Origin of the sequence: Janthinobacterium sp. P210005 (genome assembly GCF_036231865.1) — a bacterium.
In the GTDB taxonomy this organism is placed as follows: Bacteria; Pseudomonadota; Gammaproteobacteria; order Burkholderiales; family Burkholderiaceae_D; genus Janthinobacterium; species Janthinobacterium kumbetense.
Map to the genome: position 1 here is coordinate 217,518 of NZ_JAZARC010000008.1, position 20,264 is coordinate 237,781.

Consider the following 20,264-nt stretch of genomic DNA (forward strand, 5'->3'; position numbering starts at 1 on the left):
AACCTTAAGAATACTTGCTTAATATCAAGATAACAGCAGTATGGGGAGGGCGCATGGCGGCACCGGAGGCGCCGCCATGGGAAAGAAGATCAGTTCAGGCGCGCCAGGTGGCGCTGCACGCACAGGAAGGCGCCGATCAGGCCCAGGCCGGCGCTGACGGCCAGCAAGCCGGCCATCGGCAGCGGCGCCAGCGGCACCAGCTGGAATTCGGACGCGTACAAACGGGCAAACTCGGCAATCGCCGTATTGAGCGGCTGCAAGGCCAGCGCCACGGCGCCCAAGGCCAGCGCACCGGCGCACAAGCCCAGCAGGGCGCCCGTGTAATAGAAGGGACGGTGGATGAAGGTGTCCGTCGCACCGATCAATTTCGAGATGCTGATTTCATCGCGCTGCTGCATCACTTGCAGGCGGATGGTATTGAAGACGACGGCGATCACGGCCACGCCCAGGGTAATGGCCAGCAGCAACAGCACCAGGCGCAGCACGCCCAGCAGGGCCGCCAGGCGCTTGACCCAGGCCGAATCGACTTGCGCCGATTCCACGCCGGGCAAGTGGCGCAGCTGTTCCGCCACGGCATCGACATCCTGCGCTTCGCTGGCGCTGCTGAAGGCGTCGAGTTTCAGCACATAGCTGTCGGGCAAGGGATTGTCGCCCAGGGTGCTCAGCACATCGGCCAGGCCGTTCTTGTTTTTCAGCGAGTCCAGCGCCTGTTCGCGCGGGATGAAGACGATCTTCGCCTTTTGCTCGCCGACAATCTTGCGCATGGCGCCGGCCAGGCCCACGGCTTGCTCGCGCGGCGTGTCGATCTTCAGGAAGACGCTGATTTCCGGGTCGACCGACATCTGTTCCGACATGGGGCGGACATTGTCGAGCATGGTCAAGCCGGCGAACGGCAGCGACAGGGCGATGGCGACGACGAGCACGTTCAATAGGAAGCCGCCCGGCGACTTGCGCAAGTGAATCAGCGCCGAACCGAGGGCGAAGCGATGTTGACGGAACCAGCCTCTCATGCCTGTTCTCCTTCGCCGTCATCTAAGCCTGGGGCGAAATCGGGATCGGGCGGCGCGAACACGGGCGCCTGCGTGGCCTTGTCGATGGCCACCAGCTGGCCGTTTTTCAGGTGGATCACGCGGGCGGCGGCGTCGAGCATCTGTTCGTCATGGCTGGAAATGAGGCAAGTCACGCCCACGGAGTGGAATGCTTTCAGGGCGTCGAGCACCTTGTTGGCGCTGGCGCGGTCCAGGTTGGCCGTCGGTTCGTCGGCCAGGATGATCTGCGGCCGGTTGACGATGGCGCGCGCGATCGACACGCGCTGCTGCTCTCCGCCCGACAGCGACAGGGGACGCGCCATGGCGCGGTCGAGCAGGCCGACTTTATCGAGCGCGGCGCGCGCGCGCTGTTCGGCGGCCGTCTTGTGGGCGCCGACGACGAGCAGCGGCAGCATGACGTTGGCCAGGATGGAGCGGTCGTTGAGCAATTTTTGCTGCTGGAAGATCAGGCCCATGTTGCGGCGCAGGAAGGGCACGCCGGCCGGCTTGATCTTCGCCATGTCCTGGCCATTGACGATCAGCTTGCCCGACGTGGGGCGTTCCATGGCGGCGATCATTTTCAGCAAGGTGGATTTGCCGGCGCCGGACGGGCCCGCTAAAAACACCAGCTCGCCTTTGGCAATATTGAGGGAAATGTCGCTGAGCGCCACGGCGTCGGCGGAGTATTGCTTGGAGACGTGCTGAAATTCAATCATGTATAGGCTTATCCTAGCAGCGCTTCGACAAATTCGGCAGCCACGAAAGGCTGCAAGTCTTCAATTTTCTCACCGATGCCGATGAAATACACGGGCACGGGACGCACGCGGGCGATCGCCGCCAGCACGCCGCCCTTGGCGGTACCGTCCAGCTTGGTAATCACCAGGCCGCTCAGCTGCAGGGCATCGTCGAAGGCCTTCACTTGCGTGAGGGCATTCTGGCCCGTGTTGCCGTCGATCACGAGCAGGGTTTCATGCGGCGCGCCATCCATGCCCTTGCCGATCACGCGCTTGATTTTCTTCAATTCTTCCATCAGGTGCAACTGTGTCGGCAAACGTCCCGCCGTGTCGACCATCACCACGTCGATGCCGCGCGCCTTCGCCGATTGCACGGAGTCGTAGGCCACGGCGGCCGGATCGCCCGATTCCTGCGAAATCACGGTGACGTTGTTGCGCTCGCCCCAGACCATCAACTGTTCGCGTGCGGCGGCGCGGAAGGTGTCGCCCGCGGCCAGCAGCACGGACTGGTTATTCGACTGCATGTGCTTGGCCAGCTTGCCGATGGTGGTCGTCTTGCCTGCGCCATTCACGCCGGAAATCATCATCACCAGCGGCTTGTGGCGGCCCAGCTCGAAGCGCTTTTCCAGCGGCGAGAGCAGGTCGATCAGCAGCACTTTCAGGGCGGCCTTCACGGCGGCCGCGTCGAGCAGCTTGTCTTCCTTGACCTTTTTCTTCAATTCCGTGAGCAGGAATTCCGTGGCGTCGATGCCGGCGTCCGACATCAGCAGCGCCGCTTCCAGCTCTTCGTACAGGGCGTCGTCGATCTTCGCGCCGACGAACAGCACGGACAGGGTGTTCGAGGTTTTCGACAGGCCGGCCTTCAGGCGCGTCATCCACGATTTTTTCTCGGGTTCGGCTGCCACGATCACGGGCACGAGCTCGGCCGGCGCGCCGCTCAGGGGCGTGGCGGCAGGCTGCGGTGCAGGCGGCGTGGCGGCGGGAAGGACGAGGGGCTCGGCTGGTGCAGCCTCGGGAGCGATGGGTTTTTTCTTGAAGAAACTAAACATGGATGTGTGGTGGCGGGTGCTGACCTAAGGCCCGGCGGCGCCGGACACTGTGTTACGGGCTATTCTACCAGAGCGCGCCCGGCCCTTCATGCTTTACTGTTCGATTGGCAACATTGCGCCGCTATCCACGGAGATCGCCGCAGTTGCCGCGCTTTTCCGCCGGTTCAGTGGGTTTGCAGGGCGAGCGCCTGGTGGCGGCGGCGCCAGTCGGCGATGCTTTCGTCGACTTGCCGCAAGTCCAGCACATGCAAGAAGGGTGGCGGCTGCCTGGTCAGCACGGGACTGCGTCCTCCTGCCCACAATTCCATGCTTGGCGGCAAGCTTGCATGCAGCTGCTGCAGGCTGTCGCGCGTCTGCCGTTGCTTGCTGGCACTGGAAAACGATAGCGCGACGATGTCGGCCCGCTGCGCGCGGGCGGCCGCGACGATGTCCGTCAGCGGCGTTTCCACGCCCAGCGACATGCAATGGGCGCCGGCCGCCGCACACAGCGCTTCGGCCATCAGCAGCCCCAGGCCGTGACGCTCCTGCGGCAAGGTGCTGAGGACGATGCGCGGCGAGCGCATGGACGGGCTGCTTGCTTGCGGCAGGGAAAAGATGGCGTGCCGCATCACCGTTTGCAAGGTTTCGCTATACAGATGCTCTTCGTAAACCGCCAGTTCGCCGCAAGCCCACGCTTCGCCCACCATGCCGGTGAGGGGGGCGATGACGTCGATGGTGAACGCTTTCAAGCCCAGCACGGCCAGCGCCTGGCGCAGGGCGTCGCCCAGTTCCGCCATCTGGTGGCTGCGGCACAGGGCCAGGTAGTGTTCAAGCTGGGGCGCCGGCGCGGGCGGCGGCGTGCTGCCGGCGCTGGCCAGCTGCTGCAGTTGCGCGGTGCTGTGCTGCATGATTTTTCCCGGACGAAATCCGAGGTCCAGCAGGCGTTTGACCATGCGCAACTTTTGCACTTGCTCGGCCGGATAGCTGCGCTCGCCAAAGGCGTCGCGCCGCGGCTGGGGAAAGTCGTAGCGGCGCTCCCACACGCGCAAGGTTTCCTTGGCCAGCCCTGTGTCGCGTTCGACATCGCCGATGCTGAAGGCAGGAGATAGTTGCAGGTCAGTATCCATACCAGTGGGGTTGCTCGCATGCCGAAAAGAACGTTACTGGCATTCTACGCCTTCCGCCGCCCCGTACCAAATAGCTGAATCCGATTGGATATTGCTCGCGTATAAGTTTGTGAACGACAACAGGTGCTCATTGACATAGATCAATATTTGACTGACTATCGATGTAGCTTGTTTTGTCCAGGACAAACATAACACGGGTGCACTCATGAAAATTGCCGTCGTCGGAGCAGGAATCGCAGGATTGTCGTGTGCCTATCGCCTGGCGCAATCGGGCCAGGACGTCACCTTGTACGAGGCGGGCGATTACTTTGGCGGCCACAGCCATACGGTGGATGTCACGCTCGATGGCGTCACGCATGGGGTCGACACGGGTTTTCTCGTGTTTAACCACGCCACCTACCCGCATCTGGTGCAACTGTTTGACGAACTCGGCGTCGAGGCGGCCGACAGCGACATGTCGTTTTCCGTGAAGATGCCGCTGGGCGCTGCGCCCGATGCCCGCGTGCTGGAATGGGCGGGCGCCAACCTGGACACCGTGTTTGCCCAGCGCAGCAATCTGCTGCGCCCCGCCTTCCTGCGCATGTTGCGCGACATTCTGCGCTTCAACCGCCAGGCCAGCGCCCTGGCCACGGCTGCCTTGCCGGCGCCGGCCCTGTCGCTGGGAGAATTCCTCGACCTGCACGGCTACGGCGACGAATTCCGTCACTGGTATCTGTTGCCGATGGCCGCCTGCATCTGGTCGTGTCCGGCGCGCCAGATGCTGGCCTTTCCCTTGGCCACCTTCATCCGTTTCTGCCACAACCATGGCTTGCTGCAAGTGAGCGACCGGCCCCAATGGCGCACGGTGCGGGGCGGCTCGCGCGTGTACGTGGAAAAATTGCTGGCGGGCATACCGCAGCAGCGCCTGGCGTGCCCCGTGCTGGCCGTGCGCCGTCAGGGGCACGGCGGCGCGCGCATGGTCGAGCTGCATACGGCCGCCGGCGTCGAGCATGTCGATCACGTCGTGCTCGCTTGCCACAGCGACCAGTCGCTGGCCCTGCTGGGAGATATCCGCGACGACGAGCGCTCCGTGCTCGAAGCCGTGCGCTACCAGCCGAACCGGGCCGTGCTGCATACGGATGCCTCCTGCCTGCCGCAACGCCGCCGTGCCTGGTCCGCCTGGAATTACCAGGGGCGGCCGGCAGCGGGGGAGGGCGAAGCGCCACAAGTGTGCGTGCATTATTTGCTGAACCAGTTGCAGCCGCTGCCGTTCACCACGCCCGTCATCGTCTCGCTCAATCCGCTCGACGAGCCCGATCCGGCAAGCATCATCGACGCGTTTTCGTATGCCCACCCCGTGTTCGATGGCGCGGCCATTGCCGCCCAGACGCGCCTGGCCGGCTTCCAGGGCGCGCAGCACACGTGGTTCGCGGGCGCCTGGACGGGCTATGGCTTCCATGAAGACGGCTTGAAGTCGGGCCTGGGCGTGGCGCAAGCCCTGAATGGCCTGGCGTTGGCGGAGCTCGGCCATGCCGCGTGATCCCACGCAGCCGCTCCGGCCGCAGCCCCAGCTGTGCCTGGGACAGGTGCGCCATGCGCGGCTGCGTCCGCGCGCGCATGCTTTTGCTTATGGCATGTTTTATCTGCGCCTGCCCCTGCGCAGCCTGGGCGCGCACGATTTTCCTGCCCGTTTGATTTCGCGCAACGGCGCCAATGTGCTGTCCTTCCGCGACAGCGACCATGGCGATGGCACGACACCGCTGCTGGACTGGATCGACGGCTTGCTGCGCCAGCATGGCGTGGTCGACGCGGGCGGCGAAATCTGGCTGCAAACCATGCCGCGCATGTTCGGCTATGTCTTCAATCCCGTCAGTTTCTGGTTTTGTCACGGGCTTGACGGCGCGCTGCGGGCCGTGCTCTGCGATGTACGCAATACCTTTGGCGAGCGCCATCTGTACTTGCTCGAACAGGGCGGCGCCATCGCGTATGGCAGCGAACTGGTCGCCAAGAAAATCTTTCACGTGTCGCCGTTTTGCAAGGTGGAAGGCCAGTACCGCTTCCGTTTCCTGCGCAACAACGACCAGGATGGCGAGCGCCACCTGGCCCGGGTCGATTACGACGACCTCGACGGCCCGCTGCTGCAGACGAGCTTGTCCGGCACGGCGCAGCCGCTGCGCGATGGCGCCATCGCCTGGGCCTTGCTGCGCTATCCCCTGATGACGTTCGGCGTGATGGCGCGCATCCATTGGCAAGCCTTGCGCCTGTGGCTGCGCCGCGTGCCGTTTTTCAGCAAACCCCATCCTCCACAAGAAAAGGTGTCCCGATGAGCTCCGATTCCCTGCCGACCGGCCTGCATGCGCGCAGCAGTTCCACTCCCTTGCATGGGCATGCGCACGTGGACATGCCCGCTGCCGGGCGCATGATCGTGCGCCTGCTGGAAAAATTGCAATACGGCGCGCTGCGCCTGCGCACGCCGGACGGCAGCATCTTGCTGTACGGCGATGGCAGCCATCCCGTCACCCTGGACTTGCACAACTGGCGCCTGTGTGCGGCCGTCCTGCGCTCGGGTGACATCGGCTTTGCGGAAACGTTTATCGCCGGCGACTGGCGCACGGACAATTTGCCGGGCTTGATCGAGTTGATGATACGCAACCGCGCGCACATCGAGTCATTGATCTATGGCAACTGGTGGGGCAACCTGGTGTACAAGGTCCGGCATTTTCTCAACCGCAATTCGCGCGCGGGTAGCAAGAAGAATATTCATGCCCATTACGACATCGGCAACGCCTTCTATCAGCTGTGGCTGGACCCGTCGATGACGTACTCGAGCGCCCTGTTCACCGAAGGCGCCAGCCTGGAGCAGGCGCAAGGGGCGAAATACGCGCGCATCGCGGACCAGTTGCAACTGCAGCCGGGCGCACGCGTGCTGGAAATCGGTTGCGGCTGGGGTGGCTTTGCGGAAACGGCGGCGCGCGACTGCGGCGCGCACGTGACGGGTCTGACCTTGTCGACCGAACAGCTCGCCTATGCGCGCCAGCGCCTGCAGGACGCGGGCCTGGCAGGGCAGGCCGACTTGCAGCTGTGCGATTACCGCGACAGCGCGGGCCAGTATGACGCCATCGCCTCGATCGAGATGTTCGAAGCCGTGGGACAAAGCTACTGGCCCGGCTATTTCGCGTGCGTGGCGCGCAACCTGAAGCCGGGCGGACGCGCCTGCATCCAGACCATCGTCATTGCCGACGACTTGTTCGAGCGCTACAGCAAGAGCACGGATTTTATTCAACAGTACATTTTCCCGGGCGGCATGCTGCCCTCGCCGGCCGAATTCCGCCGCGCCGCCGAGGCGCAGGGCTTGCGCGTGGAAGACGCCTTCAGCTTTGGCCTCGATTACGCGGAAACCTTGCGCCAGTGGCGCGCCAGCTTCCTGGCCCAGCGCACGGCGCTGGAAAAGCAGGGTTTCGACGGCCGTTTCCTGCTCACCTGGGAGTTTTACCTCGCGTATTGCGAGGCCGCCTTCCAGGCGCACAACACGGATGTGATGCAATTTACCCTGATCAAGGAGTGATGATGCGCCAGCTGCTTGCCACTGTCGTGCTGTCGTTGACCATGTTTGGCGCCGCGGCCGCGCCGCCGGCCTTTATCGCGGCCGACGTGCCCGAAGCCCGCCTGGCGGGCGAGGGGGAATACACGTGGTTCGGCATGCGTATTTATCGGGCGCAACTTTGGGTGGGCGCGAACGGTTACCAGGGCGCGGCGTCGGCAACGGCACCCTTCGTGCTGGAATTGCGTTACGCGCGTTCGCTCGACGGCAAGAAGATCGCCGAAGCCAGTTATGAACAGATGCAGAAAATCGGCGCCGGCACGCCGGAGCAGCGCCTGGCGTGGCTGGCCACCATGCAGCGCATCTTTCCTGACGTCAAGGAAGACCAGCGCATCGCGGGCGCCTACCGGGCCGGCATCGCGCCCGGCGTGCGCTTTTATCTCGATGGCAAGGTGCTGGCCGACGTGAACGATGGCGACTTCGCGCGCGCCTTCTTCGCCATCTGGCTGTCGCCGTCGAGCACGGCGCCGAAGCTGCGCGCCGCCTTGCTGCAGAGTGCGGCGCCGCTGCCATGAATGCCGGGGCCTGCGCCTTGAGCCTGCCGGCCTTGTTCAGTTATGGCCTGTTCGGCTTGCCGCTGGCCATGCTGGCGCTGCCCATCTATATATATGTGGCGCCGTTTTATGCGCAGCGCAGCAGCCTTGATCTGGCGCAAATCGGCGCAGTGCTGCTGGCGGCGCGCATTGCCGCCGCCTTCATCGACCCGGCCCTCGGCGCCTGGATGGCGCGAGGCGGGCGCAGCTATGCCGTGCTGGTCGGCGCATCGCTGCCGCTGCTGTTGCTGGGCTTTGGCGCCCTGTTCCATCCGCCGGCCATGCCGCAAGCGGCCACCCTGGCCTGGTTCCTGGCTGCCTTGCTGCTCGTGTACGCCGCCTATGGCCTGGCCGGCATCGCGCATCAGAGCTGGGGCGCGGCCTTGAGCCAGGCGCGCGCGCAGCGGGCGCGGGTGACGGCCGTGCGCGAAGGTTGCGGCTTGCTCGGCGTGATCCTGGCGGCGGGGCTGACTTCCGTGCTCGGCTATGACGGCCTGTCGCTGGCCTTTGCCTGCTGCCTGCTGGCGGCAGGTGCGTTGCTGCTGGCGCGCGCGCCGCGTCCGGTCTTGCGCCAAGGCACGGCGGCGCTGCCCGCTGGCGCCTGGCGCCTGCCATTTCGCCAGCGCGCGTTTCGCTGGCTGTTTGCCATCCTGCTCGTCAATGGCGTGGCTGCCGCCATTCCCGCCACCCTGTTCCTGTTCTTTGCCAGCGACTATTTGCGTCTGGGCCAATACGCGGGACCGTTCCTGATCGTCTACTTTTGCGCGGCGGCCGCTTCCATGCCCGTGTGGGTGGCCCTGGCGCGCCGCTTTGGCGAGGCGCGCGCCTGGGGCGGCGCCATGCTGCTGGCCGCCAGCGTGTTTGTCTGGGCGTATGGCCTGGGCGAGGGCGCCGCCTGGGGTTTTGCCGCCATCTGCCTGCTGTCGGGCCTGGCGTTGGGCGCCGACCTGGCCTTGCCGCCGGCCCTGCTGGCAGGGTTGATCGGCGCGGCTGGCCATGCCGGGCGGCACGAAGCGGCGTATTTCGGCTGGTGGAACTGGGGCGTGCAAATGAGCCTGGCGCTGGCGGCCGGCATCGCGTTGCCCCTGCTGGCCTGGCTCGGCTATGTGCCGGGCAGCGGCAGCGGCGGCTTGCCGGCCCTGTCTGCCGCCTACGCCGTGCTGCCCTGTGTTTTGAAACTGCTGGCGGCGCTCATGCTGTGGCGCGCGCCGCTACAACATATATATAGTGACCATCGGGAGAATCGCGCATGCGCTTCATGACTTATTGCAAACGTTGCCTGCCGCTGGCCGCCTTGCTGCTGGCTCTGGCCGCCTGTTCCACGCCGCCCACGCCGGCCACGTACGCGCAGGAATTGCCCGTACTGGATCTGCAACAGTATTTCAACGGCACGCTCGATGCCCACGGCATCTTCCAGGATCGCTCCGGCAAAGTGGTCAAGCGTTTCACCGTGGTGATGCGGGCCAGCTGGGTGGGCGAGACGGGGACCCTGGACGAGGATTTCACGTATGCGGACGGCAGCCGGCAACGACGCGTGTGGACCTTGCACAAGACGGCGCCCGGGCGCTTCATCGGCACGGCGCCCGACGTGATCGGGGAAGCCATCGGCGAAGTGGCGGGCAATGCGCTGCGCTGGCAATACGTGCTGGCGCTGCCCGTCGATGGCACGCTCTACCACGTCGACTTCGAGGACTGGATGTTCTTGATGGATGACAAGGTCATGCTCAACCGCGCCGCCATGAGCAAGTTCGGCTTCAGCCTGGGCGCCGTCACCTTATCGTTCAGCAAGCGTCCACAGGCGGCCCCATGAATCGCAAGATCCGCAATTGGGCCGGCAAGCGCGTGTGGATCATCGGCGCGTCCAGCGGCATCGGCGCCGCGTGCGCCACCTTGCTGCTGGAGCAGGGCGCGTGCGTGGCCTTGTCTGCCCGCCACCGCGCCAGCCTGGAACAGCTGTGCGAGGGACAGCCGCTGGCACAGGCCTTGCCGCTCGATATCACGCAGCATGCGCAAGTGCGGGCCGTCTGCATGCAATTGCAGCAGCAGTGGACGCATATCGACCTGATACTGGTGGTCGCTGGCGGCTATCAGGCCATGCGCGCCGATAGCTTCGACCTCGAGGCGGCCCAGGGCTTGCTGGCCCTGAACGTAGGTGGCGTCTTCAATTGCCTGGAGCCGGCCTTGCCGTGGCTGTTGCGCCAGGGCAGCGGCGGCATCGGCATCGTCGGCTCGGTGGCCGGCTATGGCGGCTTGCCCAAGGCGCTCGCGTATGGCGCCAGCAAGGCGGCGCTGATCAACCTGACGGAGTCGTTGTATTTGGACTTGCATCCGCGTGGGATTGATGTGTATCAAATCAACCCTGGTTTTGTCGCCACGCCTTTGACGGCGAACAATGATTTCACCATGCCGGCCCTGATGACGGCACAGGACGCGGCCGCCGCCATGCTCGACGGGATCGAACGGGGGCAATTCCACATCCACTTTCCGAAACGCTTTACCAATACCATGCGCCTGGCGCGGCTGTTGCCGTACCGCGCCTATTTTTGGCTGATCCGCAAGGTGACGGGCCTATGAGCGCAACCATGGAAGGTGCGCTGGCGCGCCTGGTGGCGTTTTACGAGCACCTGAGCCTGGAGAGCCTGGCCCAGCTGGGTGCCGTGTACGCGCCAGACGCCCATTTCAAGGACCCGTTCAACGAGGTGGAGGGCCATGCCGCCATCCTGGCCATCTTCGAGCACATGTTCGTGCAAGTCGATGCCCCGCGGTTTGTCGTGCTGGAAAGCCTGGGGCAGGGGGAGCAAGCGTTCCTGACCTGGGAGTTTCGCTTTCGCATGAAACGCCTGCTATCTGGCGAACAATGTATTCGTGGAGCAACACATGTACGTTTCGACGGGCTGGGGCGGGTGGTATTGCACCGCGATTATTGGGATGCGGCGGAAGAATTGTATGAAAAATTGCCGGTGCTGGGCCCTTTCATGCGCATGCTCCGGCGCGCAAGCCGGCGCTAAGCATGTTTCTTGATGCTTTTAAGCAAAAAAAGCGAAAAAGAAAAAGTAAATTGTGTGGAATTGGGTTGGCGAAAACTTGATTTCGATCAATGTGTCGTTTTTATGACACAAATATGTCAAAATATTGAGAAGGCAACATTGTAAGAAATTGTTTCAACTGATGCGAAATTTACAAGCAAGAGTCGTCCTCATCCGTTCCAAGCGGGCACCCGGCGCGCGTGCCGGAAAACATGGAAAACATTTCTATGTGAGCAATTTAAATTACCGGAAAGTCAGTAATTATATTGATACTCTGCCTATTTTCCCCACGCGCGCGCCGACATCGAAAATCGCGCCTACGCCCCTGAATAATGCGGCAACGCACCAAAACAGGGCGTCATATTTCCCATTTGCGGGCATCCGGCAGCAAACATTGGCGATGCCGTGTATGCTTCGTCCCGTTTATCCATTATCGCCTGACAAATTGTGCGCTTTGTCGCGTAAATCATGCAGGGCAAATGGCGGGTAAAGCATGTTGACGTTTTAATCATGCGCCTGATACTGTTGCACTAATACAACGGGTGTCGACAAGGCATGCGTTATGATGGAATGGTCAATCAGGCCAATGCATTGGTTGGCAAGGGGCACTGGCTCTGTCGCGTAGTACGGTTGGCGATGACCGGGATGCCTGAAAACGCACTCGGCCTGGTACCGGAAGTAACATGTTGGAACTTGATGGAATGTGAAACGGTCGTTATAGTGCCGCTTCCGGTGCCCTTTGAGCACCGAACCGGCGCATGAAAATACGGTCGCTCTGCAGCCTTCAAGCTTATCGGTGCAATAGCGTGCCGATACCGATATGAATTGTTCCCCTGACCGGAACAGCAATGTGGCAGGTGGAGACCTTGCCCTCACTCATAAAAAGCGCTCTGTTAGAGCGCAGCTCGAGATGCATAGGCTGTATTACTTTTTGCTTCAAAATTAAAGGAAATCGCAATGAAAAAAACTCTGATCACCCTGGCAGTTCTGGCAGCAGCCACCGGCGTAGCCCAAGCTCAATCGAGCGTTGTTATCTACGGTACCGTTGACGCTGGTTTCGTCAGCGAGCGCGGCGGCAAAGCTGGCTCCGTGAATAAACTGGACAGCGGCGTTGCTTCGGCTTCCCGTCTGGGCTTCAAAGGTACCGAAGATCTGGGCAGCGGCCTGTCGGCTCTGTTCGTTCTGGAAGCTGGTTTCGGCGTGGACAACGGCGCGCAAGGTAAAGACGAAGGCCTGTTCGGTCGTCAATCTTACGTAGGTCTGAGCAGCAAAACGAGCGGTACCCTGACCCTGGGTCGTCAATACACCCCTTGGTACAACACCCTGTCGAAAGTTGCTGATCCATTCGCAGTGGGCTACGCTGGTTCCGCCAAGAACCTGTTCCCAGCGAACACCCGCACCAGCAACACCGTGCTGTACACCTCGCCAAACTTCAACGGCTTTGACGCTGACGTGGCTTACACCTTCGGCGAAAAAGCTGAGTCGAACAAGTACGGCCGTCAAATCGGCGCGTCGGCTGGCTACTCGAACGGTCCTTTGAACGCACGTCTGGCTTACAACAACACCAGCAACGACGACATCGGCGTTCAAGCCGCTAGCGCACGTAACTGGTTGGCTGCAGCTAACTACGACTTCGCAGTTGTTAAAGCTTACGTCGCATACGGCGCAAACAAAGGCCTGAAGAGCGCCCAGTTGAATAACAAAGGTGTTGATGCTAACGGCAACAACTACTACAACTACGCTCCAGCTGCTGCTAGCACCGACAGCAACAACATCCTGGTCGGCGCAACCGTACCTGTTGGCCCAGCTGGCACCGTGATGGCTTCGTTCATCCGCACGAACGACAAAACCGCTGCTAACGCTGATGCTGATCAATGGGCAGTGGGCTACTCGTACGCTCTGTCGAAGCGCACCAGCACCTACGCTTCGTACGCCAAGATCAAGAACAAAAACAACGCTACCTACACTGTTGGTAACAACAGCAACGTTGGTTCGGGCGACAAAGCCTTCAACGTTGGCGTTCGTCACTCGTTCTAATATTCGCGCAAGCGAAGCTTAGTACCGCTGTCAGCATCCCTTCGGGGATGCTGACAAGCAAGGAAACGCGTCTCCAGGCTAGTCCTGGCGGCGCGTTTTTGCATTGGCGGCGCCAGTTATAATGGCGCCGTTACTCAAGTAAAGGAATGCCATGTATTCATCCACTTCGCCGCGCCTGGCTGTCTTGCTGGCCGCGCTGCTGTTCGCTGGCGCCACAGGCGCCTCAGTCGCTGCCGTCAAGGGCAAGAAGCCGGCCGGACTGGAGCGCTATGGCGTGGCCGTCTATTCCGACCTGTGCCTGCAAAAGGATAGCGGCGAAATCGGTGGCCAGCGCGTGACCCTGCATCGCTTCGCCGAGGCCGATTCCGTCATCTATGAATTCACGGCAGGCGCCCTGAGCTGGCCCATCGTGGCCAACGACGTCAACCTGGACGCCGCCACGGGCGCCTTCGACTTCACCATCGCCGGCGCCGACAGCGAAGAGCGCACCATCGTCGGCAAGTTTTCCAAGGACGGCCAGACCCTGACCCTGGAAGGCGATTATTGCGGCGGCAACGTGCGCATGCCCATGAAGCTGAACCGCGTGCGCGATTTCGGCCGCCCTTTGAAAAACTGCACGCCATGCCCGCCGATGCCGCAGGCGCCCGCCGAGGCAGTGCCTGCAGAGGAAAGCGCACCAGCACCCGCTGCCTGAGCGATTGCCGCTGTGAAAAAGAAAAAGGCCCGGTATCGACCGGGCCTTTGCTATTTTCAGCGCAGCAAGGGGCTTACTGGGCCGCTTGCGCTTTTTCCGCATTCGCCCGGATGGTGGCCAGGGTCGCGTTCGGCGTGATCAGGTTGCCGTCGTAGCGCAGCTCGATCAAGGCCGGCAAGTTGTTGGCCTTGGCGTGTGCCAGCGCCCGCCGCAGGGCAGGAGCGAACTCTTCTGTCGTAGCCACCACTTCGCCATGCGCGCCATACGCTTGCGCCAGCGCCGCAAAATCCGGGTTGTGCAGGGTCGTGCCCGACACGCGGCCCGGGTAATCGCGTTCCTGGTGCATGCGGATGGTGCCGAACATCTGGTTATTGAAGACGATGATGACCACGCCCGCCTGGTATTGCACGGCGGTGGCCAATTCCTGGCCATTCATCATGTATTCGCCGTCGCCGGCGAAGGTGATCACGGTGCGCTCGGGGTGCACGATCTTCGCCGCCACGCCGGACGGCACGCCATAGCCCATGGCGCCGTTGGTCGGCGCCAGCTGCGTGCGCATGCCGCCGTAGCGGTAAAAACGATGCGCCCACGAGGCGTAATTGCCGGCGCCGTTCGTCAGGATGGTGTCAGCGGGGGCCTGTGCCATGATCTCTTGCGTCACTTGCCACAGGTCCAGCGGCGCCTGGCCATCCTGGAAGATGGGCGGGCGCTCCTGGTAGGCGGCCAGCTCGGCTTTCGCTTCGGCCGGATTATGTTTCCATGCGGCAGCATCGACAGGGGCCATGGCGGCCAGCATGGCGCACACTTGCGGCATGCCGCTGTTGATCATCAGTTCGGCCTGGTAAACGCTGCCCAGCTCTTCGGCATCCGTATGGATGTGCACCAGGCGCTGGCGCGGCACGGGCGAGTCGAACAGGGTGTAGCCGCCCGTCGTCATTTCGCCCAGGCGCGGGCCGATGGCGATGACCAGGTCGGCATTTTTCACGCGCGCGGCCAGTTTCGGGTTGATGCCGATGCCGACGTCGCCGATGTAGTTCGGGTGGGCATTGTCGAGCAAGTCCTGGAAGCGGAAGGCGCAGGCGACGGGCAGGTGATTGCTTTCCGCGAACTGTTGCAGGTCGGCACACGCTTGCGGCGTCCAGGTGGTGCCGCCCAGCAAGACCAGCGGCTGTTTCGCGGTGGCCAGCATGCTGCGCAGCTGCTGCAGCTGGGCGTCCGATGGCGCTGCCTGCACCGGCTGGTAGGCGCGCGTGTCGGCCACTGTGGCCAGCGAAATGAGCATGTCTTCCGGCAAGGCCAGCACGACGGGGCCGGGACGCCCGCTGGTGGCCACCTGGAAGGCGCGCGCCAGGTATTCGGGGATGCGCTGGGCGCGGTCGATCTGCGCCACCCACTTGGCCATCTGGCCGTACATGCGGCGGTAGTCGATTTCCTGGAACGCTTCGCGGTCGACGAAATCATTGCCCACCTGGCCGATGAACAGGATCATTGGCGTGGAATCCTGGTAGGCCGTGTGCACGCCGATCGAGGCGTTGGTGGCGCCCGGTCCGCGCGTGACGAAGCAGATGCCTGGCTTGCCCGTCAGCTTGCCATAGGCTTCGGCCATGAAGGCGGCGCCGCCTTCCTGGCGGTTGATGATGAAGCGGATGCCCGAGTCGTGCAGGGCGTCGAGCACGTCGAGGTAGCTTTCGCCAGGCACGCCAAAGGCGGTGTCGACACCGTGGATCTGCAGGGCATCGACCAGGATCTGGCCGCCGGTACGGGATTGTTGCGTCATGTTCGGCTCTTTATATTCTAGTGGGTGGCAAAGAAATGGGGCAAGCGGTGCGCATGCGCTTGCATGCAAGCAGCTTGCCTCATTCTATGTGAGCCGATTTGGCCCGGCTTTTGAAATGGCGACACCGAATTACACAATCCCCCGGGGTGACGACGAGGGCGCCCGGCGGGCGGCGCCGCGCCTGTACCGGCCTTTTTGCAGAAACATGCTGCGGCGCGGTACAATGGCGGGTGAAGCAGGCCAGACAGTCGCTGGCCGGCGCAGCAATGCGCTGGCGGGAGGAAGGTCCGGACTCCATAGAGCGGGGTGACGGTTAACGGCCGTCCGTCGAAAGCCGCAAGGTATAAGGCGAGGAATAGGGCCACAGAGACGAGCGTATTAAGTTACGGTGAAACGCGGTAACCTCCACCTGGTGCAATTTCAAATAGGCACGCGATGATGCTGCTCGCGGAGCGTGCGGGTAGAAAGCTTGAGCGCCCGAGTAATCTGGCGCCTAGAGGAATGACTGTCATAGCGCCAACCTGCAAGGGAAGGCGCCGTAACAAAATCCGGCCTACCGGCCTGCTTCACTTGAATTCCGTTCCCTGGCCTGCCAGGGAGCACCTCGGCAGCGGCGGCTTTTCCTGCTGCGCGCCACGCAAAAGCCCCGCAACGGGGCTTTTTTTGTTTCTAAAAGTATAGCACTTAAGATAAAGTTGTATATACAACTAAAAGTGAATAATTGGTTAAAGTTTCTTATCTACAATTAATTGCTGCATTGCAAAAATAGTTTTCCTGCGTCAGGCCAACCCCTGAAAACAGGGCCGATACGCGCCGTGGATGATTATTTTTTGCTTTAAACCAAGTCTTACGTTGCGGCTGATTGCTGTTGTGTCTGGATGACGAAATTATTGTCATGTGTCAACTAACTGTAAAAAATTCAATTTTTCGATTTCGTTTTTTTCGATGTTTACGGTAGGAAAACACATGTGTGCAGATGAGGTAGCACATTCACTATCTTTCATAAGTATCTAATTTATCGATATATTTTTATTTGAGACTCCTTCAACGATATGCGCTAAGTCCTTAATTTCATTAATAAAATTCCTGTTTTGCCAATCGGAAACCGCTTGACCACTATCTTTGCTTCCTCTAAAGTGGGCAACTGTGTGAAAAAGTGTGTTTTTGTGGGAAATTTTCCCTTTTCATCATGATGCGCAAGCGTCGCAACCCAAGCTCAAAAAAGGTCTTCCGTGTTTCAAGGCGCGTCCGCAATCAATCTCGATGCCAAAGGCAGGATGTCTATCCCTGCCAAGCACCGTGACGCGCTGGCGATTCAATGCGAAGGCCGCTTGACCCTGACCAAACACCCCGATGGTTGCCTGCTGTTTTTCCCCCGTCCCGTGTGGGAAAGCCACCGCCAGCAAATCGCCGCCTGGCCCATGTCGGCGCGCGCCTGGCAGCGCATCTTCCTCGGCAACGCCGTCGACGTCGAGCTGGACTCGGCCGGCCGCGTGCTGATCTCGCCTGAATTGCGTAACGCCGTCGGGCTGGCGCGCGAAGTCATGATGATCGGCATGGGCAGCCACTTTGAAATATGGGATGCCGCCAAGTTGGCCGACAAAGAACAGCAGGCGATCGATGCCGGCACCCCCGATGTACTTTCCAATTTTTCTTTCTAAGGCTCCGTAATGACACAACTCACGGTGCCGGAATTTCAGCATCGCACGGTGCTGCTCGATGAAGCGGTCGATGCGCTCGACCTGTCGGGCGACCGCGCGCACGGCGTTTACGTCGACGGCACGTTTGGCCGCGGCGGCCATAGCCGCCTGATTTTGTCGCGCCTGGCCGCCGATGCGCGCCTGATCGGCTTCGACAAGGACTTGCAGGCGATCGCCACGGCCGAACAGATCGGCGACCCCCGCTTTGAAATCGTCCACGACAGCTTTGCCACCATGACGGCCAGCCTGGCCGAACGCGGCGTGCAGCAGGTGGACGGCATCCTGCTCGACCTGGGCATCTCGTCGCCGCAGGTCGACGACGCGGCGCGCGGTTTCAGCTTCCGCAACGACGGACCGCTGGACATGCGCATGGATACCACGCGCGGCATCTCCGCGGCCGAATGGCTGGCGGTGGAAACCGAGCAGAATTTAGAGAAAGTGATACGCGATTATGGGGAAGAACGGTTTGCTTTTCAGATTGCAAAGGCGATTGTTGCTGGCCGGGCAGTCCAGCCAATTTCAAGCACACGACAGCTTGCCGGCATCGTGGCAGGCGCCGTCAAGACCCGCGAGAAGGGTAAGGACCCCGCTACCCGCACCTTTCAGGCCATACGCATTTTCATTAACAAAGAGCTCGAGGATCTCGAGATCGGCCTGAACCAGGCGTATGCCTGCCTGGCGCCCGGCGCGCGCATGGCCGTGATCAGTTTCCATTCGCTGGAAGACCGCATGGTCAAGCGCTTCTTCGCCTCGAAGGCGAACGTGGAGCAGCCTGACCGCCGCCTGCCGATCCGCGCGGTGGACTTGCCGCAGCCGGAAATGAAGCTGATTTCGAAGATGAAGCCGTCCGACGCCGAGATCGAGGGCAACCCCCGTTCGCGTTCGGCCGTGATGCGCGTGGCGCAGCGCCTGCCGCTGGCCGCCCCTGCAAACGGCGGCGCCCGATGACTGGCAAGCTGTGTGTCGTGCTGTCGGCCCTGCTGGTGTGCTGCGGCCTGTCGCTGGTGAACGCGCAATACCAGTCGCGCCACCTGTTGATCGACCTGGAGCGCGCGCAAGCGCTGTCGCGCCAGCTCGACATCGACTGGGCGCAACTGCAGCTGGACCAGTCCACTTTGGGCAAGCATGAACGCATCGAATCGATCGCGCGGCGCGACCTGAGCATGACGCCGCTGACGGCGGCGCGTACGCAATACCTGACGGAGGGCGAATAATGAAGTTGGGCGGTAACAGCAACGGCCGGGTGGCGGCATCGAAAGGCGTGCCATTCTCGAAGAACCCCGTACTGGCGGTGCGCCTGCCCGTCTGGCGTTCGCGCGTCGTGCTGTTCCTGCTGTTCTTCGCTTTCGCCGGCCTGGGCGCGCGCGCGCTGTGGCTGCAGGGCGTCTCGACGCAGTTCCTGCAAAAGCAGGGCAAGGCGCGCTATGAGCGCACGCTGGAATTGCCGGCCACGCGCGGCAAGATCACCGACCGCAATGGCCAGGTGCTCGCCTCGTCCGTCCCCGTGAAAGCCATCTGGGCCATTCCCGACGACGTGCTGCAGGCGTCGCCCGAAAAAATCAATGCGTTGGCCGGCCTGCTGGAAATGAACGTCAACGAATTGCGCAAGAAGCTCGATTCGGACCGCAGCTTCGTTTACCTGAAACGCCAGGTCGAGATGGACGTGGCCGACAAGATTTCCAAGCTGGGCATCGACGGCATCGACGAGCGCAAGGAATACAAGCGCTTTTATCCACAGGGCGAAGTGATGACCCACGTGGTGGGCTTTACCAACGTGGAAGACGTGGGCCAGGAAAGCATGGAGCTGGCGCAGCAGAAGACCCTCGTCGGCACCACCGGCAGCCGCCGCGTGATCAAGGACCGCCTGGGCCACATCGTCGAAGATATCGGCTTCATCCACGAACCGCACGACGGCAAGGACCTGACCCTGTCCGTCGACAGCAAGATCCAGTACATCGCCTTCACGCAGTTGAAGGAAGCGGTGGAAAAATTCAATGCGAAGGCCGGCGGCGCCGTGGTGCTCGACGTGCACACGGGCGAAGTGCTGGCCCTGGCCAATTACCCCAGCTACGACCCGAACGACCGCCGCAAGCTCACGGGCCAGCAGCTGCGCAACCGCGTCATGACCGATACTTTTGAACCTGGTTCGACCCTGAAACCGATTACGGTCTCGCTGGCGCTCGACACGGGCCGCGTCAAGCCGGGCACCCTGATCGACACGGGGCCGGGCCGCTACACCATCGCCGACCGCACGATCACCGACACCAAGCCGCATGGCGTGATCAATGTCTCCGAAATCATCGAAATGTCGTCGAACATCGGCACCTCGAAGATCGCGCTGGGCATGCCGTCGCAGGAAATGTGGGAAATGTTTACCAAGGTGGGCTTCGGCCAGCAGCCGAAATGGGGTTTTCCCGGCGCCGTGGCCGGCCGCGTGCGTCCGTATAAATCGTGGCGCCCTGTGGAACAGGCGACCATGAGCTACGGTAACGGCATTTCCGTCTCGCTGATCCAGCTGGCGCGCTCGTACATGATGTTCGCGCGCGACGGCGACACGATTCCCCTGTCGTTCCAGAAGGTCAATGAACTGCCCGTGGGGCAGCAAGTGATCAAGCCGAAGACGGCCGCCGAAATGCGCGCCATGCTGGAACTGGTGGTCTCCGGCGCGCACGGCTCGGCCAAGCGCGCCCAGGTCGCCGGCTACCGCGTGGGCGGCAAGACGGGTACCGCCTATAAAGTGGAAAACGGCCGCTATGCGATGCCGCGCAAATATATCGGCTCGTTCGTGGGCATGGTGCCGATGTCGGCGCCGCGCTTCATCATTGCCGTGATGATCGATGAACCGACCGGCCCTGCCCACTATGGCGGCCAGGTTGCCGCTCCCGCTTTCGCGGCGATTGCGACCAACGCGCTGCGCGCGATGAACGTACCGCCCGATTCCTCCGTTACCGAAATCGTGGTCCCGGCCAATGCCGGTCCGGAGGCCATGTGAAGTCACTC

19 protein-coding genes and 1 other RNA gene are annotated in these 20,264 nt (G+C 62.1%); 15 read left to right on the forward strand and 5 right to left on the reverse strand.

What is annotated here, in order from left to right; all coding sequences use genetic code 11:
* Window positions 1-89: 89 nt before the first annotated feature.
* The 4 genes from ftsX to VPH40_RS26470 all read right to left on the reverse strand — a co-directional run bounded on the left by ftsX (window position 90) and on the right by VPH40_RS26470 (window position 3,917).
* The gene (gene ftsX / locus VPH40_RS26455; protein ID WP_099665445.1) at window positions 90-1,010 is read right to left on the reverse strand and encodes a permease-like cell division protein FtsX; all 921 of its coding nucleotides are present in this window, start codon (window positions 1,008-1,010) and stop codon (window positions 90-92) included.
* Window positions 1,007-1,744, reverse strand: a complete 738-nt coding sequence (locus VPH40_RS26460) for a cell division ATP-binding protein FtsE (protein ID WP_251351063.1) — start codon at window positions 1,742-1,744, stop codon at window positions 1,007-1,009. Before VPH40_RS26460 ends, ftsX begins: the two co-directional genes overlap by 4 nt.
* An 8-nt stretch (window positions 1,745-1,752) precedes the next feature.
* Complete coding sequence (gene ftsY, locus VPH40_RS26465; RefSeq protein WP_251351064.1) at window positions 1,753-2,811, reverse strand: signal recognition particle-docking protein FtsY; 1,059 nt, start codon at window positions 2,809-2,811, stop codon at window positions 1,753-1,755.
* A 164-nt stretch (window positions 2,812-2,975) separates the two neighbouring features.
* Entirely contained in the window at window positions 2,976-3,917 is a 942-nt protein-coding gene (locus tag VPH40_RS26470; protein ID WP_289913646.1) for a MerR family transcriptional regulator, read from the reverse strand.
* 205 nt (window positions 3,918-4,122) lie between these two features.
* Here VPH40_RS26470 and VPH40_RS26475 point away from each other — a divergent pair, with 205 nt between their 5' ends.
* The 10 genes from VPH40_RS26475 (at window position 4,123) to VPH40_RS26520 (ending at window position 13,787) form a co-directional block, all read left to right on the forward strand.
* Window positions 4,123-5,436, forward strand: a complete 1,314-nt coding sequence (locus tag VPH40_RS26475; protein WP_251351066.1) for an NAD(P)/FAD-dependent oxidoreductase — start codon at window positions 4,123-4,125, stop codon at window positions 5,434-5,436.
* The gene (locus tag VPH40_RS26480; protein ID WP_099665441.1) at window positions 5,426-6,223 is read left to right on the forward strand and encodes a DUF1365 domain-containing protein; all 798 of its coding nucleotides are present in this window, start codon (window positions 5,426-5,428) and stop codon (window positions 6,221-6,223) included. The genes VPH40_RS26475 and VPH40_RS26480 overlap by 11 nt, the downstream gene beginning before the upstream one ends.
* On the forward strand, window positions 6,220-7,461 hold the full coding sequence (locus VPH40_RS26485) for a class I SAM-dependent methyltransferase (RefSeq protein WP_442906692.1): 1,242 nt from the start codon (window positions 6,220-6,222) through the stop codon (window positions 7,459-7,461). The genes VPH40_RS26480 and VPH40_RS26485 overlap by 4 nt, the downstream gene beginning before the upstream one ends.
* Window positions 7,462-7,463: 2 nt before the next feature.
* Window positions 7,464-8,012 (forward strand): chalcone isomerase family protein, encoded by a 549-nt coding sequence (locus VPH40_RS26490; protein WP_305054614.1) that lies wholly within the window; start codon window positions 7,464-7,466, stop codon window positions 8,010-8,012.
* Window positions 8,009-9,292, forward strand: a complete 1,284-nt coding sequence (locus VPH40_RS26495; RefSeq protein ID WP_328574916.1) for an MFS transporter — start codon at window positions 8,009-8,011, stop codon at window positions 9,290-9,292. Before VPH40_RS26490 ends, VPH40_RS26495 begins: the two co-directional genes overlap by 4 nt.
* Complete coding sequence (locus VPH40_RS26500; protein ID WP_442906693.1) at window positions 9,280-9,840, forward strand: DUF3833 domain-containing protein; 561 nt, start codon at window positions 9,280-9,282, stop codon at window positions 9,838-9,840. The genes VPH40_RS26495 and VPH40_RS26500 overlap by 13 nt, the downstream gene beginning before the upstream one ends.
* A complete protein-coding gene (locus VPH40_RS26505) occupies window positions 9,837-10,604 on the forward strand; it encodes an SDR family NAD(P)-dependent oxidoreductase (protein WP_328574917.1) in 768 nt (255 codons plus the stop codon). Before VPH40_RS26500 ends, VPH40_RS26505 begins: the two co-directional genes overlap by 4 nt.
* A complete protein-coding gene (locus VPH40_RS26510) occupies window positions 10,601-11,038 on the forward strand; it encodes a nuclear transport factor 2 family protein (protein ID WP_289900372.1) in 438 nt (145 codons plus the stop codon). The genes VPH40_RS26505 and VPH40_RS26510 overlap by 4 nt, the downstream gene beginning before the upstream one ends.
* 975 nt (window positions 11,039-12,013) lie before the next feature.
* Complete coding sequence (locus VPH40_RS26515) at window positions 12,014-13,093, forward strand: porin (protein WP_099665437.1); 1,080 nt, start codon at window positions 12,014-12,016, stop codon at window positions 13,091-13,093.
* Between the two features lie 151 nt (window positions 13,094-13,244).
* Window positions 13,245-13,787 carry a hypothetical protein gene (locus tag VPH40_RS26520; RefSeq protein ID WP_328574918.1) on the forward strand — a complete coding sequence of 181 codons (543 nt, stop codon included), beginning with the start codon at window positions 13,245-13,247 and terminating at the stop codon, window positions 13,785-13,787.
* A 73-nt stretch (window positions 13,788-13,860) separates the two neighbouring features.
* On the opposite strand, the gene VPH40_RS26525 is transcribed toward VPH40_RS26520, so the two are convergent.
* Window positions 13,861-15,564 carry a thiamine pyrophosphate-binding protein gene (locus VPH40_RS26525; protein WP_328574919.1) on the reverse strand — a complete coding sequence of 568 codons (1,704 nt, stop codon included), beginning with the start codon at window positions 15,562-15,564 and terminating at the stop codon, window positions 13,861-13,863.
* Window positions 15,565-15,796: 232 nt separating this feature from the next.
* Between VPH40_RS26525 and rnpB the strand changes: the two genes are divergently transcribed.
* The 5 genes from rnpB to VPH40_RS26550 all read left to right on the forward strand — a co-directional run bounded on the left by rnpB (window position 15,797) and on the right by VPH40_RS26550 (window position 20,256).
* An RNA gene (gene rnpB / locus VPH40_RS26530) (RNase P RNA component class A) lies at window positions 15,797-16,136 on the forward strand.
* 660 nt (window positions 16,137-16,796) lie between these two features.
* Window positions 16,797-17,225 (forward strand): division/cell wall cluster transcriptional repressor MraZ, encoded by a 429-nt coding sequence (mraZ, locus tag VPH40_RS26535; protein WP_034748899.1) that lies wholly within the window; start codon window positions 16,797-16,799, stop codon window positions 17,223-17,225.
* Window positions 17,226-17,234: 9 nt separating this feature from the next.
* Entirely contained in the window at window positions 17,235-18,212 is a 978-nt protein-coding gene (gene rsmH, locus VPH40_RS26540; RefSeq protein WP_099665434.1) for a 16S rRNA (cytosine(1402)-N(4))-methyltransferase RsmH, read from the forward strand.
* Window positions 18,209-18,478, forward strand: a complete 270-nt coding sequence (gene ftsL, locus VPH40_RS26545; protein WP_034748894.1) for a cell division protein FtsL — start codon at window positions 18,209-18,211, stop codon at window positions 18,476-18,478. Before rsmH ends, ftsL begins: the two co-directional genes overlap by 4 nt.
* Window positions 18,478-20,256 carry a peptidoglycan D,D-transpeptidase FtsI family protein gene (locus VPH40_RS26550; protein WP_034748891.1) on the forward strand — a complete coding sequence of 593 codons (1,779 nt, stop codon included), beginning with the start codon at window positions 18,478-18,480 and terminating at the stop codon, window positions 20,254-20,256. The genes ftsL and VPH40_RS26550 overlap by 1 nt, the downstream gene beginning before the upstream one ends.
* The last annotated feature ends 8 nt before the right edge of the window (window positions 20,257-20,264 follow it).